This window comes from Streptomyces sp. NPDC098789 (assembly GCF_044759975.1).
Classification (GTDB): Bacteria; Actinomycetota; Actinomycetes; order Streptomycetales; family Streptomycetaceae; genus Streptomyces.
Window position 1 is genome coordinate 15,185 of the sequence record NZ_JBIWAJ010000023.1, and the last position, 14,240, is coordinate 29,424.

The window sequence follows — 14,240 nt, forward strand, 5'->3', positions numbered from 1 at the left end:
GACTCTAGCGCGCCGGGCCACCATCCGTCAGTGCCTCCGGCGTCCCGCAGTACGCTCAGCGCTCATGGAGCAGAGGCATCTCGGCCGCACCGGCCTGCGCGTGTCCCGGATCGGCCTCGGCACCCTGACGTGGGGCCGCTCGGCCGGGGGCCAGAGCGAGGAGGTGGCCGCCGAGCAGCTGAAGGCCTTCTGGAACGCGGGCGGCACCCTCGTCGACACCGCCGACGTGTACGGGGACGGCGAGGCGGAGTACCTGCTGGGGCGCCTGTTGGACGGGCTGGTGCCGCGCCGGGACCTGGTGATCGCCACCAAGGCGGGCGGGGTGGCGGACCCGGACCGCCGCTTCGACGGCTCGCGCGGACACCTGCTGGCGGCGCTGGACGACTCGCTGGCGCGCCTGGGCACCGACCACGTCGACCTCTGGCAGGTCCACGCCTTCGACCCCTGGACCCCGTTGGAGGAGACGCTGCACGCGCTGGACCTCGCGGTGAGCAGCGGGCGGGCGCGGTACGTGGGGGTGTCGAACTTCTCCGGCTGGCAGTTGGCGAAGGCGGCGACCTGGCAGCGGGCCGCGCCGGGCGTCAGGACGCCGCTGGCCTGCACCCAAATGGAGTACTCGCTGCTCCAGCGGGGCCTGGAGCGGGAGGTGCTGCCCGCGGCGCTGGACCTGGGCGTCGGGCTGCTGCCGTCGTCCCCACTGGGGCGCGGGGTGCTGACCGGCAAGTACCGGGAGGGGGTTCCCGTGGACTCCCGGGGGGCCTCGGAGACCCTGGCCGCCTTCGTGGAACCCTACTTGGACGACGCCGCGAGCCGGATCGTGGACGCGGTGGCGACGGCGGCGCACGGGCTGGCCGTGACCCCGCTCCAGGTGGCCCTGGCGTGGATCCGCGACCGCCCGGGGGTCGTCGCCCCGATCGTGGGGGCCCGTACCTCGGCCCAGCTCGCGGCGGCCCTGTCGGTGGAGGCCCTTAGTCTTCCGGAGGAGATCTGCCGCGCGCTGGACGACGTCTCGGCGCCCGTGCACCGCTATCCCGATCCTGACTGGAGCACGCTGTGAGTACGGACCGCACGGACCCGCCGACCGAACCGGTGGCGCAGGCCACCGCCGACGCGGAGGTCGACGCCGGACCGGAAGCGGAGGCGCAAGCGGAAGCGGAGGCCGAGGCGGATTCCGGCGCGGCCGCGGAAGCGGGCGGGGCCGCGGACGAGGCCCCGGACGACGGCGCGCGCTCCGGCGCGGGCGACGCGGGCGACGCCGGAGCCGCGGACGCGGAGCCGCTGGCGGACGCGGGGACGGAGCCGGCCGCCGAGGGCGCGGCGGACGGGGTGGTACCCGACCAGGCCGACGGCGCCGACGCGCCCGCCGCGCCCGCCGCGCCCACGGTCAGCGAGGCCGCGGCCGAGCTGGCCGCGCAGAAGGTCGAGCGGGAGCGGATCGCGCGGCGCAAGGCGGAGCGGACCGCGCCGGTCGAGGCCGGGGCCAAGCTCAGCGGCACGGCGGCGGACCTGCTGGCCGCCGTCCGCGCGGTGGAGGGCGGCCAGCAGCCCCCGTCCCAGTACTTCGACGACGCCCCGACCGCACCCCGGCGCATCCCCGCACCCGCGCCGGCCCCCGCGGCCGACCGCCCGCGGACCGCACCGCGGCCCCCCGCCGCCGCCCCCGCGGAGAGCGTCGACGCCGTGCGCGCGCTGCTCGCCCGTACCGGCGGCCCCGAGGCCGTCGCCGTCAAGGCCGCCGAGACCCTCGGCGAGGACGCCGCCGGGCGGCTCGCCGAGGACCCCTGGCAGTTGCTGGCCGTACCCGGCGTGCGCCCGACCCAGGCCGACGGCTTCGCCCGCGCCCTGCTCGGCGGGGACTGCGGCCCCGGGGACGAGCGCCGCACGGCCGCGCTGGTGGCCTGGCTGCTGGCCCAGGCGGCCCTGAAGGGCCACACCGCGCTGGAGGCCGCCGTACTGACCGGCGCCCTCGGCCAGTACGCGGTGCCCGACCCCGCCGGGGCCCTGGAGCAGGCCATCGGCGAGGGCGCCGTGCTCGTCTTCCAGGAGCCCGTGGGCGAGCCCGTCGCCGACGACGAGGAGCAGCCCGTCAAGGTCCTGGTCGGCCTGGAGGGCTGCGCCCTGGCCGAGGAGAGCCTCGCCGACGGCCTGGCGCGCCTGATCAACACCTTCGGCGGGGCCGCCGATCCGCAGCAGTGGGCGAAGGCCGCTCCCGGTCCGACCGGCGCCGAGCTGGTCCGCGCCGTCGCGGGCCACGGCCTGGTCACCCACACGGGCGGCGAGGCGGCCCGCGCGGAGCCGCTGGCCCTGCTGGCGACCGCCCGTGCGCTGGGGCTCCGCGCCTGGCTCGCCTGCCACTCCCCCGCCACCCGTGACCGCGCGGGCGAGGGCGCCGCGACCGTCGCGGGGCTGCTGGCCGGGACCGAGGGACCGGGCCGGGACCAGGACGGCCAGCTGGCCCTGGACCTGCTCGTCGTCACCGATGCCCCGCAGCTCGACGTGGAGTGCGCCGCCGCGCTCGTGGAGTCCGTGCCCGACGGGGCCCGGCTGGTGCTGTCCGGGGATCCCGGGGTGCTCGGATCCGCGGGCCCCGGGCGGGTGTTCGCGGACCTGCTGGCCGCCCGCGCCTGCCCGCAGCTCGCCTCCCGGATCCCGGATCCCGGCCCGCTCGGCGAGCTGGTCTCCGGGATCGGCGCCGGGGAACTGCTCGCGGTCGACGCCCCCGGCAAGGAGGTCGTCATCGTCCCGGTGCGCGATGCCGGGGAGGCCGTCCACCGCACGGTCCAGTTGGTGGCCGAGTCCGTCCCGCGGGCCTTCGGGATCCCGGCCGAGGGGGTCCAGGTCGTCACCCCGGGCCACGGCGGTTCGGCGGGCACCAGGGCGCTGAACGCCGCGCTCAAGGAGCGGCTGAACCCGGGCCCCGGCCGCTTCGGCGGTTTCGACCCGGGCGACCGGATCGTGTACGTGCCCTCCCCGGGCCGCGCGCTGGCGGGCCGGGTGGTCACGGCCGACGCCGCGGGGCTGCACCTGGACTGTCCCGGCGCGGGCGGGCGGGTCGTCGTACCGAAGGAGGCCGTGGAGTCGGCGGTGCGGCACGGCTGGGCCGTGACGGCACACCAGGCCGTCGGCGAGCGGTGGCCCGGCGTGGTCGTCGTCCTGCCCGGTGACGCGGCGGACGCGCTGTCGCGGGACTGGGTGTACACGGCCTTCGGGCGGGCCGAACGGCACCTGTCGGTGGTGCACGGCGTGGACCAGGCGCTGCCGCGCGCGGTGGCGGAGGTCCTGCCGAAGCCCCGTACGACGCGGCTGACCGGCCTGCTGCTGGCCCTGACGGCCGCGGCGGCGGCCGGGGAGGCCCGGGAGTGAGCGCGGGCCCCGCCGCGCGCGCTGCGCGGCGGGGCCCGGACGGCCGACCGACCGACTAGTGGCCCTTGCCGGTTTCCCCCACGGCCGCTTCCAGGCCCGGGTGTTCGGCGTCGGAGTCGTCCTCGTCGAACTCGTCGTCGAAGACGGAGCTCACGTCGAACCGGTGCAGTACGTGTTCCGGATCGGCGTGGTCGAAGGGCGAGCCGAGCCACTCCCCCGGTTCCGCGGCCTCCTCGGAGGGCACCAGCCAGAGCGTGGAGTCGCCCTCTTCGAGCCCGAACTCCTTGTAGCGGGAGGCGATCTCGTCCGGCTCGTACTCGCCGAAGAGGACGCCGAGCGCGCCCCCGGTCCCGCCGTCGTGGACGCTCTCCGCGTCCCGGTCGTGGGCGGCCACGCGCCCGGCCTGGGCGATCAGCCGCTGCGGTTCGGCGACGACGTAGTCGCGGCGGATCAGCACGCTGAAGGCGGTGGGGTCGGCGGGGCCGGTGTACGGGACGCCGTCCTCGGTGGAAGGGATCTCGAAGGGAGTGACCTCGTCGTAGCGGTCGTAGAGGAGCTCGTCGTACTCCTCGGCGGCGGAGGCGAGTTCGTTGAAAGCGGCGAAGACGGCGGGATCATCGTCTCCGGACCTGCCCTCGACCGCCGCGAGGTGACGGTCCAGCGCGGTCTTGACGGCCTCGGCGGCGGCACGTACCTCGGCAACGGTGGGCAGAGCGGCATCAGACATAGGGCAGACGCTATCCGTAGCGGGGCTCCGTCTGCACAATAGATGCGATGCCGGAATACGAATTTGTCGACGTGTACGTACCGCGCGGGGTGCCACGCAAGGAGGCGACCCGGCTACTGACCGACCATGCCGAGTACGGCAACTGGGAGCTGGACCGGCTCACGCTGCACCGGGACGGGAGTCGCCGGGTGAGACTGCGGCGCCGGATCATCCGTCAGATACGCGCGACCTGGTGACGTGCGGCGCGGGCCCCGGGACGGGACCCGCGCCGTGATGTTCCGTCAGGCGGCGTTGCGGGCCCGCCGGTAGAGCAGGGCGCCGGCCAGCAGCAGGCCCCCGGCGAGGGGTACGGCCGCGCCGACGGCGCCGCCGGTTCCGGTGGCGGCGAGCACATCGGTCCCGCTCCCGCTCGGGGTTCCGGGCAGGTTGACCGGGGTCCCGGTCACCGGGCCCGCCCCCTGACCGCTCCCGGTACCGGGGGTGCCCGTACCGGGGGTGCCGCCCGGGGTGCCCGTGTGGCCGCCGGGGGTGCCCGGATTACCGCCGGGGGTACCGGGATTGCCGCCGGGGGTGCCCGGGTTCCCGCCCGGGGTACCCGGGTTCCCGCCGGGCGTACCGGGGTTGTCGCCCCCGTGGCCGTCGTGGCCCCCGTGGCCGCCGGGCGTGCCCGGGTTGCCGCCGTGACCGCCGTGCCCTCCCGGCGTGCCGGGGTTGCCGCCGTGTCCGCCGTGGCCGCCGGGCGTGCCCGGGTTGCCGCCGTGACCGCCGTGACCGCCGTGGCCACCCGGCCCGTCCGGCTCGCACGGCTCGTCCGGGTGGTCCTGGCCGGGGTGCTCGTGGCCCTGGTGGCCGCTCGGCCTGCCGGAGGTGTTCGCGCAGGCGTTGCCGAAGGCGGGGTTCAGCGCACCCACCACCGTCACGGTGTTCCCGCAGAGGTTCACCGGTGCGTCGACGGGAGCCTGGAGGGCGTTCCCGGACAGCAGTCCCGGCGAGTTCGCGGCGTGGCCGGAGGCCCCGGCGTCCGCGTGGGCGTATCCGCCGCCGAGGGCGAGCATGCCGCCCGCGGCCGCCATGGTGATCAGCGTCTTGCTGGTGGTGGTCTGCCTGCCTCGGATGTGTCGTGCGTGTCGCATGTGTGACGTGTCCCCAACCCTGGTCCGCTGTGCGCAGCCCTGTACGTTCGTTACGGATCGACGTACTCGGCCGTACCGGCTCCCCCGCCTCGTACGTCGAGAAGGCGCCCGGAAAGCAGCGCCTGGAAAGCCCTGCGCCCCGGAGCGCTGGAATGCGCTCCGGGGCTGAGGACTTCAGAGCGTCAGTTGTTGACGCAGGTGGTGCCGAAGGCCGGGTTCAGCAGGCCGATCACGGAGATCGTGTTGCCGCACACGTTCACCGGAACGTGGACGGGGACCTGGATGACGTTGCCCGAGGCAACACCGGGGGAACCGATGGCCGCACCCTGGGCACCGGCGTCGGCGACGGCCAGACCCGCACCAGCGAGAACGAGGCCACCCGTGGCAGCCGCAGCGGCGACAATCTTCTTGATCATTGTTCCTCCTAGTAGGCAATGCGGTACCAGCCGCGGACCGCACCACCTGTAACGAGGAGTTCCCACCGGGGCTACGAGCGTATGAGCGCATTCACTCTTCTCAGTGGAATCCGCACATCCTCCCGATTCCCCCGGCGGGTTCGGGCGTTGTCGCTCAGGCGTTGTCGATGAAGCGGTCCAGGACGCGCACGCCGAACTTGAGGCCGTCGACCGGCACCCGCTCGTCCACCCCGTGGAACATCCCGGCGAAGTCGAGCTCGGGCGGCAGCTGGAGCGGCGCGAAGCCGAAGCAGCGGATGCCCAGGTCGTCGAAGGACTTGGCGTCCGTACCGCCGGAGAGCATGTACGGGACGGCGCGCGCGATCGGGTCCTCGGCCCGCAGGGCGCCCTGCATGGCGTCGACGAGCTTGCCGTCGAAGTCGGTCTCCAGCGCCTTGTCCCCGTGGACGTCCTCCCGCTTGACGCGCGGGCCGAGGATCCGGTCGAGGTCGGCGAAGAACTCGTCCTCGTAGCCCGGCAGGAAGCGGCCGTCGACGTGTGCGGTGGCCTGGCCCGGGATGACGTTGACCTTGTAGCCCGCGCCGAGCATCGTCGGGGCCGCCGAGTTGCGCAGGGTGGCGCCGACCATCTTGGCGATGCCGCCGAGCTTGGCGAGCGTCGCGTCCATGTCCTCGGGGTCGAGGGGGGTGCCGAGCGCGTCCGAGAGCTCGTCCAGGAAGGACCGCACGGTCTTGGTCACGCGCACCGGCCACTGGTGGCGACCGAGGCGGCCCACGGCCTCGCACAGCTCGGTGATCGCGTTGTCGTTGTTGGTCATGGACCCGTGGCCGGCGGTGCCGTCCACCGTGAGGCGCATCCAGTGCATGCCCTTCTGGGCGGTCTCCACCAGGTACAGCCGCAGGTTCTCGTTGACGGTGAAGGAGAAGCCGCCGACCTCGCCGATCGCCTCGGTGACCCCCTCGAAGAGCTCGGGGTGCTTGTCGACGAGGTGCCGGGCCCCGTAGGTGCCGCCGGCCTCCTCGTCGGCGAGGAAGGCCAGGACGATGTCCCGGGGAGGCTTGCGACCGCTGCGCATCCGGTCGCGCACGACCGCGAGGGTCATCGCGTCCATGTCCTTCATGTCGACCGCCCCGCGACCCCACAGGCAACCGTCGGCGATCTCGCCCGCGAAGGGGTCGTACGTCCAGTCCGCGGCGTTGGCCGGGACGACGTCGGTGTGGCCGTGGATCAGCAGCGCGGGCCGTGAGGGGTCCTCGCCCTGGATCCGGGCCACGGTGGAGGCCCGGCCCTTGTGCGACTCGAAGATCTGCGGCTCCAGGCCCACCTCGGCGAGCTGCTCGGCGACCCACTCGGCCGCCTTGCGCTCGCCGGGACCCGAGTGGTCGCCGTAGTTGCTGGTGTCGATCCGGATGAGGTCCCGGCAGAGGTCGACGACCTCGTCCTCGCCGGATACGGTCCTGCCCGCGCTCGACTGGCTCACGCTGCTTCCTCCCAATGATCGGTACCGCACTGCCCCCATCCTCCCGCCCCGGACGGCTCCGCCCAAGGGCGCTCTCCGGTCACCGGGGGGTGTGATCGGGGCTCCGGAATGTTTGGTAATGTTTTCCCTGTCGGAACGGCCCGCGAGGGACGCGAGACAGACACCTTGTCCGGGTGGCGGAATGGCAGACGCGCTAGCTTGAGGTGCTAGTGCCCTTTATCGGGCGTGGGGGTTCAAGTCCCCCCTCGGACACCAAAGAAGGACCCCGCTCCGGCGGGGTCCTTTTTCGTTGTCCGCCGGGTCTTCGTCAGGTCCCCGCGGGTCGGACGGACGCGCGGGAGGGCCCCGCCGTGGTCGGCGGGGCCCTCCTCGTGCGGGCGTTGCGGGCGCGTCAGTCGCGCTGGTCCGCGGCGGCGCGTTCGCGGTCCGTGGCGATCTCGGCCACCCGGCGGCGGACCAGGAACCAGCCTCCGACCAGGGCCGCGGCGATGATCGGGAGGAAGAGGATGGTGCGGCGGCCCACGCCGTCGTCGCTCCACATCAGGACCAGCACGACGGCCAGGAAGACCAGGGTCACGATCTGCGTGTACGGGGCCCAGGGCAGCCGGTAGGACGGGCGCTCCACGCGGCCCTCGCGGGCCCGGCGCCAGAAGTGCAGGGAACAGAGCATGACCATCGCCCAGGTGCCCAGGATGCCGATGGAGGCGAAGTTCAGGACGATCTCGAAGGCGTCGTCGGGCATGAAGTAGTTCAGGCCCACGCCCATGACGCCGAAGGCCGCGGTGAACAGCACGCCGCCGTAGGGGACCTTGCCCCGGTTCATCTTGGCGGTGAACCTCGGGGCGGAGCCGGACATGGCCATCGAGCGCAGGATGCGGCCGGTGGAGTAGAGGCCGGAGTTCAGGCTGGAGAGGGCCGCGGTCAGGACGACCAGGTTCATGATGCCCGCGGCGCCGGGGATGCCGAGCTTGTCGAAGACCGTGACGAAGGGGCTCTGGTCCGCGGAGTACGCGGTGTACGGCAGGAGGAGCGCCAGCAGGACCACGGAGCCGACGTAGAAGACGCCGACGCGCCACATGATCGAGTTGATCGCCTTCGGCATGATCTTCTCGGGGTTCTCGGTCTCGCCCGCCGCGACGCCGCACAGCTCGACGGAGGCGTAGGCGAAGACGACGCCCTGGATCACCAGGAGCATGGGGAGCATGCCCGCGGGGAAGATGCCGCCGTTGTCGGTGATGGAGCCGAGGCCGGGGGTGTGGCCGTCGATGGGGTGGCTCGTGGCGACGAGGTAGATGCCGACCAGGAGGAACGCGACGAGGGCGCCGACCTTGATGATCGAGAACCAGAACTCCATCTCGCCGAAGTACTTCACCGAGATCAGGTTCACGGCGAGGACCACGGAGAGGGCGATGAGCGCGAGGATCCACGACGGGATGTCGCTGAACATCGACCAGAAGTGGGCGTAGGTGGCGGCCGCGGTGATGTCGGCCACGGTGGTGGTGGACCAGTTCAGGAAGTACAGCCAGCCCGCGGTGTACGCGCCCTTCTCACCCATGAACTCGCGCGCGTAGGAGACGAAGGCTCCCGAGGAGGGCCGGTAGAGGACCAGCTCGCCCAGGGCGCGGACCACGAAGAAGGCGAAGACGCCGCACACGGCGTAGGCGATCGCGAGCGAGGGCCCGGCGTTCGCGAGGCGGCCGCCCGCGCCGAGGAACAGGCCGGTGCCTATCGCTCCGCCGATCGCGATCATGTTGATGTGGCGGGACTTCAGGTCCTTGCTGTAACCCTCGTCACCGGCGTCCACGTGAACGGGCTGGGCGGACGCCTTCGGTGCGGCAGGGGCGCGGGACGCGGCCTCTTCCAGGGTGCGGTCACTCATCTATGACTTCGCCTTCGTGGGGTGGACAGGCAGGTCCGGGCCGCCGCGCAGGAGGGTTGGGTGGTCTCGCCTGTGCCCGCGGTCCGGAATTGATCGCCCCAGGAGACCATGTCCGCCGCGCTCCGGCCAAAACCAACGCTTTACCTACCAAGGCCCCCGGCTCCCCCCGAAAGGGGTACCGGGGGCCTTGGTAGGTCGTGTCGGGTCGTGTCGGGCGTACGTCGCCGGGTCGGGCGGGTCAGGCCTGCGGGGTGGCCTCCGCGGCCTGGTCGAGGCGGAAGGCCTCGTTGCCCAGGCCGATCCGGGCGTGCACCTCGGGGCGCCGGGAGCGCAGGACCGATCCGTACGCCAGGCCGCCCACGGCGGCGATCCCGATGATCGCGGGCAGCGCCCAGCTGAGCGCGGAGCCCTCGCCCGCGCTGACCAGGACGCCGAAGTCCTTGACGGTGTAGCCGGCGATGCCGAGCAGGGCGAGGCCGGCGGCGGCGGCCGCGACCAGGCGCCAGACCTGGGCGGAGGCGGTGCCGCGGCGGACGAAGAAGGCGATGACGGCGAAGGAGGCGGCGGCCATCAGGAGGGTGATGCCGAGGGCGCCGACGCTGCCCATCCAGGTGAACAGGTGCAGGACGGGGGCGGTGGGGTCCCCGGCCGGGCCGTCGTCGGTGAGGGCGAAGCCGAGGACGACGACGGCCGAGATGCCGGTCTGCAGCAGGGACCCGGTGCCGGGGGCGCCGGTGCCCGCGTTGGTCCGGCCGAAGGCGGCCGGGAGCAGGCCCTCGCGGCCCATGGCGAAGGCGTAGCGGGCGACGACGTTGTGGAAGCTGAGCATGGCCGCGAACATGCCGGTGACGAAGAGCACGTGCAGGACGTCGGTGAAGGCGTTGCCGAGGCGGGCCTCGGTGAGCTGGAAGAGCAGGCCGGGGCCGGCTTCGGCGGAGGTCTTGACGACCTCGGAGGGGCCGGTGGCGACGGTGAGGGCCCAGGCGCTGAGCGCGAAGAAGAGGGCGACGAAGCCGACGGCGAGGAACATGACGCGGGAGACGACGATGTGCGGCTTGCTGGTCTCCTCCGCGTAGACCGGGGACTGCTCGAAGCCGACGAAGGCGGCGATGCAGAAGCACAGGGCGGTGCCCAGGCCCGGGCCGCTGAGGGTGGCCGGGTTGAAGGCGTGCAGCGAAAGGCCCTCGGCGCCGGGCTTGCCGAGGGCGGCGAGGTCGAAGATGACGACGAGGGCGCACTCGATGAGGATGAGGACGCCGATCACCCGGGCGTTGAGGTCGATCTTGAGCCAGCCGAGGGCGCCGGTGGCGGCGACCGCGAGGAGGGCCGGTATCCACCAGGCCACCTGGAGGTCGAGGTAGGTGGTGAGGAGGCCGGAGACCTCGAAGCCGAGGATCCCGTACACGCCGACCTGCATCGCGCTGTAGGCGACGAGGGCGACCATCGAGGCGCCCGCGCCCGCGGTGGCCCCGAGGCCCCGCGCGATGTAGGCGTAGAAGGCTCCGGCGTTGTGGACGTGCCGGCTCATCTCGGCGTAGCCGATGCTGAACAGCGCGAGGACGATGCCGAGGATGACGAACAGCAGCGGCTGGCCGACGATCCCCATGACGCCGAAGGTGGTCGGCATCACGCCGGCCACCACCATCAGGGGGGCGCTGGCCGCCAGTACGGAGAGCAGCAGTCCCGCGGTACCGAGGCGGTCCGCGCGCAGGGCCCGGTCCTGGCCCTTGTACGTGCGGATCTCGGCCGCGCTGCTGCGCGGGGACGTGGTGGAACTGCCCGTCGCCATGGCGGGGGTCCTTTCGGAGAGGGAAGTTCGGGGGACGTGCGCGGAGCGGAGGGTTCAGGCGGAGCCGAGCGCGGCGCTGCGCGCGGCGAGGAAGGCCTTGTGCGGGTCGAGGTCCGGATAGGACCAGGGGGCCCGGGTCGCGTGGCTCCCGATCCGCTGGAAGAGGGCGGCGGCCTCGGCGGGGCGGCCCTCGCAGAGCTTGGCGTGGGCCAGGAAGTTGAGGTCGACGCGGTTGCGCGGGTGGTCCTCGCGTTCCCATTCGAGCCACCAGTCGAAGGCGGAGCGCAGGACCTGACGGGCCCGCCGGCCGGACCAGTGTGCGGCGGCCGCGGCGGCCGCCGGGCCGCCGCCGTGGCCGGCGGCCAGGACGCGGTAGCGCTCGGCGTGGGCGATGACGGGGAGGACGGCGAGCGGTGAGTCGGCCGGCGACTCCTCGGCGGCCCAGGCGGCGAAGTCGTAGACCTCGTGGAGCGGGTCGTGGCCGGTCCCGGGGAGGCGTTCGGCGAGCCGGGCGACCATGACGTGGTGGGCGTGGTGGTGTTCCCGGTGCCGTGCGCGGACCTGGTCGAAGTGGCGGCTGAACTCCTCCTCGGTGCCGAAGGCGCGGGAGAGCAGCAGCAGGCCGAGCCAGGGGGTGGGGTCGGCGGGGAACAGGGCGGCGGCCCGGCGGCACGCCTCGTCCGCCGCTTCGGGGGTGCCCTTGCGGCGCAGGGCGGTGAAGACGGCGGCGCAGGCGAGCAGGGTGGCGGCGTCGGCGCTCTCCGGTTCGGCGAGCAGCCACTCCCGGGCCCAGGCGGTGGCGGCCGGGGTCTCGGCGAGGACGACGACGCGGTGGCCGCGGCGGTCCCAGTCGTCGGCGGTGGCCGCGAGCAGGCTCCGGGCGGTGGCCCACCGACCCTGGGTGAACTGGGTGCGCACGTCGACCAGTTCCGTGTCGCACAGGGCCGGATCGAAGAGCTGGGCGGCTCGTTTGCGAGCGCGGCCGAGGGGCGGCGGAGGCGGAGACATCCGCGGTTTCCCTCCAGAACGCGAGCGCGGGTCGACGAGCGGTGGATGATCACGCACAGCAAACCGGTAGGCACAGCTCCGCGTCAAGGTCCAGTCCACTGGGTGGCGGGTTTCAACTGGTAACCACCTTGGCGGAGTTGGGGCGGTTGTGCCGATTCGTTGCCCGTGCGTGCCGGCGCGCGCCGGTACTTAGGGTGTCCGCATGACGAACTCCGATGACCTGCCGCCGTACTTGCTGGGCTTTCCCGGACCCTTGCGCGACCGCTTGGTCGCGGCGGTGCTCAGTGGCGCGAAGACCACGACGACCGGGTTGTTGGCCGGATATGAGGCAGAGGGCGAGCCGCTGCCCCGGCCCGGTGACCGGAGGATGCTGATCGATTCGGCGGAGCGCGCGGTCGCGCTGGTGGAGGTGGTCGACGTACGGGTCCTGCGCCTGGGCGAGGTGGACCTGCGGCACGCCGTGGACGAGGGCGAGGGGGACTCCTCGGTGGCCGAATGGCGCTCCTCGCACGAGGAGTTCTGGCACAGCGCGCCCGTACGGGAGGAGCTCGGCGACCCGGGGTTCACCGTGGACGAGGACACGCTGGTCGTCGCCGAACGGTTCCGGGTCGTCGAGCTCCGCGGCTGAGGGCCCGGGCCGGGTCCCCGGTCGGGGGTCGCGGGTCGGGCCGCAGCCTGACCCGCGGCCCTCGACCCGCGGGTCAGGCGACCGCCTGCGCCGCCGCGCGGCCCGCCGCCCGGCCCGAGAAGATGCAGCCGCCGAGGAAGGTGCCTTCCAGGGCGCGGTAGCCGTGCACCCCGCCACCGCCGAAGCCCGCGGCCTCGCCCGCCGCGTAGACGCCGGGCAGGGGTGCGCCGTCCGCGCCGAGCACGCGTGAGGAGAGGTCGGTCTCCAGGCCGCCGAGGGACTTGCGGGTCAGGACGGAGAGCCGGACGGCGATCAGCGGCCCCGCCTTGGGGTCCAGGATCCGGTGCGGGGCGGCCGTACGGATCAGCTTGTCGCCGAGGTACCTGCGGGCCCCGTGGATGGACATGACCTGGAGGTCCTTGGTGAAGGGGTTCGCGATCTCGCGGTCGCGGGCGGTGATCTCGCGGCGCAGCGCGTCCTCCTCGATCAGGCCCTCCTTGGTGATCGCGTTCATGCCGCGGACCAGGGCGCCGAGATCGCGTTCGACGACGAAGTCGGCGCCGTTGTCCATGAAGGCCTTGACCGGCCCGGGGACGTCCTGGCGGGCCCGGTTGATGACCTCGCGGACGGACTTGCCGGTGAGGTCGGGGTTCTGCTCGGAGCCGGAGAGCCCGAACTCCTTGCCGATGATGCGCTGGTTGAGCACGAACCAGGTGTGGTCGTGGCCGGTCTTCATGATGTGGTCGAGGGTGCCGAGCGTGTCGAAGCCGGGGAAGAGCGGTACGGGCAGCCGCTTGCCGGTGGCGTCCAACCACAGCGAGGAGGGGCCGGGCAGGATCCGGATGCCGTGCCGGGCCCAGATCGGGTTCCAGTTCTCGATGCCCTCGGTGTAGTGCCACATGCGGTCCTTGTTGATGTGGCTGGCGCCGGCCCGCTCCGCGATGCCCAGCATCAGGCCGTCCACATGGGCGGGGACCCCGGACAGCAGCCGCTCGGGCGGGGTGCCGAGCCGCTCGGGCCACTGGGCGCGGACCAGGTCGTGGTTGCCGCCGATGCCGCCGGAGGTGACGATGACCGCCTGCGCGCGCAGCGAGAAGGAACCGGTGGCCCCGCGGCTGCTCGCGGCGCCGCGTTCGACGTCGGAGGGTTCCAGGACCTCGCCGGTGACGGTGTCCAGGGTCCCGGCGGTGCGGGAGAGGCCGGTGACCCGGTGCCGGAACCTCAGCTGGACCAGCCCGCGGGCCACCCCGGCCCGGACCCGCCGCTCGAAGGGTTCGACCAGCCCGGGGCCGGTGCCCCAGGTGATGTGGAAGCGGGGTACGGAGTTCCCGTGGCCGGTGGCGTCGTAGCCGCCGCGCTCGGCCCAGCCGACCACGGGGAAGAAGCGGACGCCGCGCTGGTGCAGCCAGGGGCGCTTCTCCCCCGCCGCGAAGTCGACGTAGGCCTCGGCCCAGCGGCGCGGCCAGGCGTCCTCGGGGCGGTCGAAGCCGGCGGTGCCGTACCAGTCCTGGAGGGCCAGGGCGTGGCTGTCCTTGATGCGCATGCGGCGCTGCTCGGGGGAGTTCACGAAGAACAGGCCGCCGAAGGACCAGTGGGCCTGGCCGCCGATCGACCGCTCGGGCTCCTGGTCGAGCAGGATGACCTTGCGGCCCGCGTCCACCAGCTCGGCGGTGGCCACGAGGCCCGCCAGTCCGGCGCCGATCACGATCACGTCTGCGTCGTACCCCATGCGTTTTCCGTCCTGACCTCGGTGGATTGGGACAGATCCTTGGCTACCTCGCGGTAACCAGTCAACACCGGTGCTTGGATGGGATGCA

12 protein-coding genes and 1 tRNA gene are annotated in these 14,240 nt (G+C 73.3%); 5 read left to right on the forward strand and 8 right to left on the reverse strand.

Annotated features, from left to right (window positions below; genetic code table 11):
* The first annotated feature begins 64 nt into the window (after positions 1-64).
* Positions 65-1,057 (forward strand): aldo/keto reductase, encoded by a 993-nt coding sequence (locus tag ACIQWR_RS34260; RefSeq protein WP_404017815.1) that lies wholly within the window; start codon positions 65-67, stop codon positions 1,055-1,057.
* Entirely contained in the window at positions 1,054-3,363 is a 2,310-nt protein-coding gene (locus tag ACIQWR_RS34265) for a helix-hairpin-helix domain-containing protein (RefSeq protein WP_404017817.1), read from the forward strand. The genes ACIQWR_RS34260 and ACIQWR_RS34265 overlap by 4 nt, the downstream gene beginning before the upstream one ends.
* Positions 3,364-3,418: 55 nt before the next feature.
* Here the strand turns inward: ACIQWR_RS34265 and ACIQWR_RS34270 are convergent, their stop codons facing one another.
* Positions 3,419-4,090 (reverse strand): hypothetical protein, encoded by a 672-nt coding sequence (locus ACIQWR_RS34270; protein WP_404017820.1) that lies wholly within the window; start codon positions 4,088-4,090, stop codon positions 3,419-3,421.
* A gap of 47 nt (positions 4,091-4,137) precedes the next feature.
* Here ACIQWR_RS34270 and ACIQWR_RS34275 point away from each other — a divergent pair, with 47 nt between their 5' ends.
* The gene (locus ACIQWR_RS34275) at positions 4,138-4,326 is read left to right on the forward strand and encodes a DUF5703 family protein (protein WP_283452490.1); all 189 of its coding nucleotides are present in this window, start codon (positions 4,138-4,140) and stop codon (positions 4,324-4,326) included.
* A 45-nt stretch (positions 4,327-4,371) separates the two neighbouring features.
* Here the strand turns inward: ACIQWR_RS34275 and ACIQWR_RS34280 are convergent, their stop codons facing one another.
* The 3 genes from ACIQWR_RS34280 to ACIQWR_RS34290 all read right to left on the reverse strand — a co-directional run bounded on the left by ACIQWR_RS34280 (position 4,372) and on the right by ACIQWR_RS34290 (position 7,119).
* A complete protein-coding gene (locus ACIQWR_RS34280; RefSeq protein ID WP_404017824.1) occupies positions 4,372-5,223 on the reverse strand; it encodes a chaplin in 852 nt (283 codons plus the stop codon).
* A gap of 182 nt (positions 5,224-5,405) precedes the next feature.
* Positions 5,406-5,639, reverse strand: a complete 234-nt coding sequence (chpH, locus tag ACIQWR_RS34285; protein ID WP_399266786.1) for a chaplin ChpH — start codon at positions 5,637-5,639, stop codon at positions 5,406-5,408.
* Positions 5,640-5,793: 154 nt separating this feature from the next.
* Positions 5,794-7,119, reverse strand: a complete 1,326-nt coding sequence (locus tag ACIQWR_RS34290) for a M20/M25/M40 family metallo-hydrolase (protein WP_399266785.1) — start codon at positions 7,117-7,119, stop codon at positions 5,794-5,796.
* A 167-nt stretch (positions 7,120-7,286) separates the two neighbouring features.
* On the opposite strand from ACIQWR_RS34290, the gene ACIQWR_RS34295 reads away from it, so the two are divergent.
* Positions 7,287-7,374 (forward strand) — tRNA-Leu (locus ACIQWR_RS34295).
* Between the two features lie 136 nt (positions 7,375-7,510).
* Here the strand turns inward: ACIQWR_RS34295 and ACIQWR_RS34300 are convergent.
* The 3 genes from ACIQWR_RS34300 to ACIQWR_RS34310 all read right to left on the reverse strand — a co-directional run bounded on the left by ACIQWR_RS34300 (position 7,511) and on the right by ACIQWR_RS34310 (position 11,795).
* Entirely contained in the window at positions 7,511-8,998 is a 1,488-nt protein-coding gene (locus ACIQWR_RS34300) for an amino acid permease (protein ID WP_404017828.1), read from the reverse strand.
* Positions 8,999-9,236: 238 nt separating this feature from the next.
* A complete protein-coding gene (locus tag ACIQWR_RS34305) occupies positions 9,237-10,787 on the reverse strand; it encodes an APC family permease (RefSeq protein ID WP_404017831.1) in 1,551 nt (516 codons plus the stop codon).
* A gap of 54 nt (positions 10,788-10,841) precedes the next feature.
* Positions 10,842-11,795, reverse strand: coding sequence for a hypothetical protein (locus tag ACIQWR_RS34310; protein ID WP_399266782.1), 954 nt, complete (start codon positions 11,793-11,795; stop codon positions 10,842-10,844).
* A gap of 202 nt (positions 11,796-11,997) precedes the next feature.
* On the opposite strand from ACIQWR_RS34310, the gene ACIQWR_RS34315 reads away from it, so the two are divergent.
* Positions 11,998-12,423, forward strand: a complete 426-nt coding sequence (locus ACIQWR_RS34315; protein ID WP_404017835.1) for an ASCH domain-containing protein — start codon at positions 11,998-12,000, stop codon at positions 12,421-12,423.
* 73 nt (positions 12,424-12,496) lie between these two features.
* Here the strand turns inward: ACIQWR_RS34315 and ACIQWR_RS34320 are convergent, their stop codons facing one another.
* Entirely contained in the window at positions 12,497-14,152 is a 1,656-nt protein-coding gene (locus ACIQWR_RS34320) for an FAD-binding dehydrogenase (RefSeq protein WP_404017838.1), read from the reverse strand.
* Positions 14,153-14,240 lie beyond the last annotated feature (88 nt).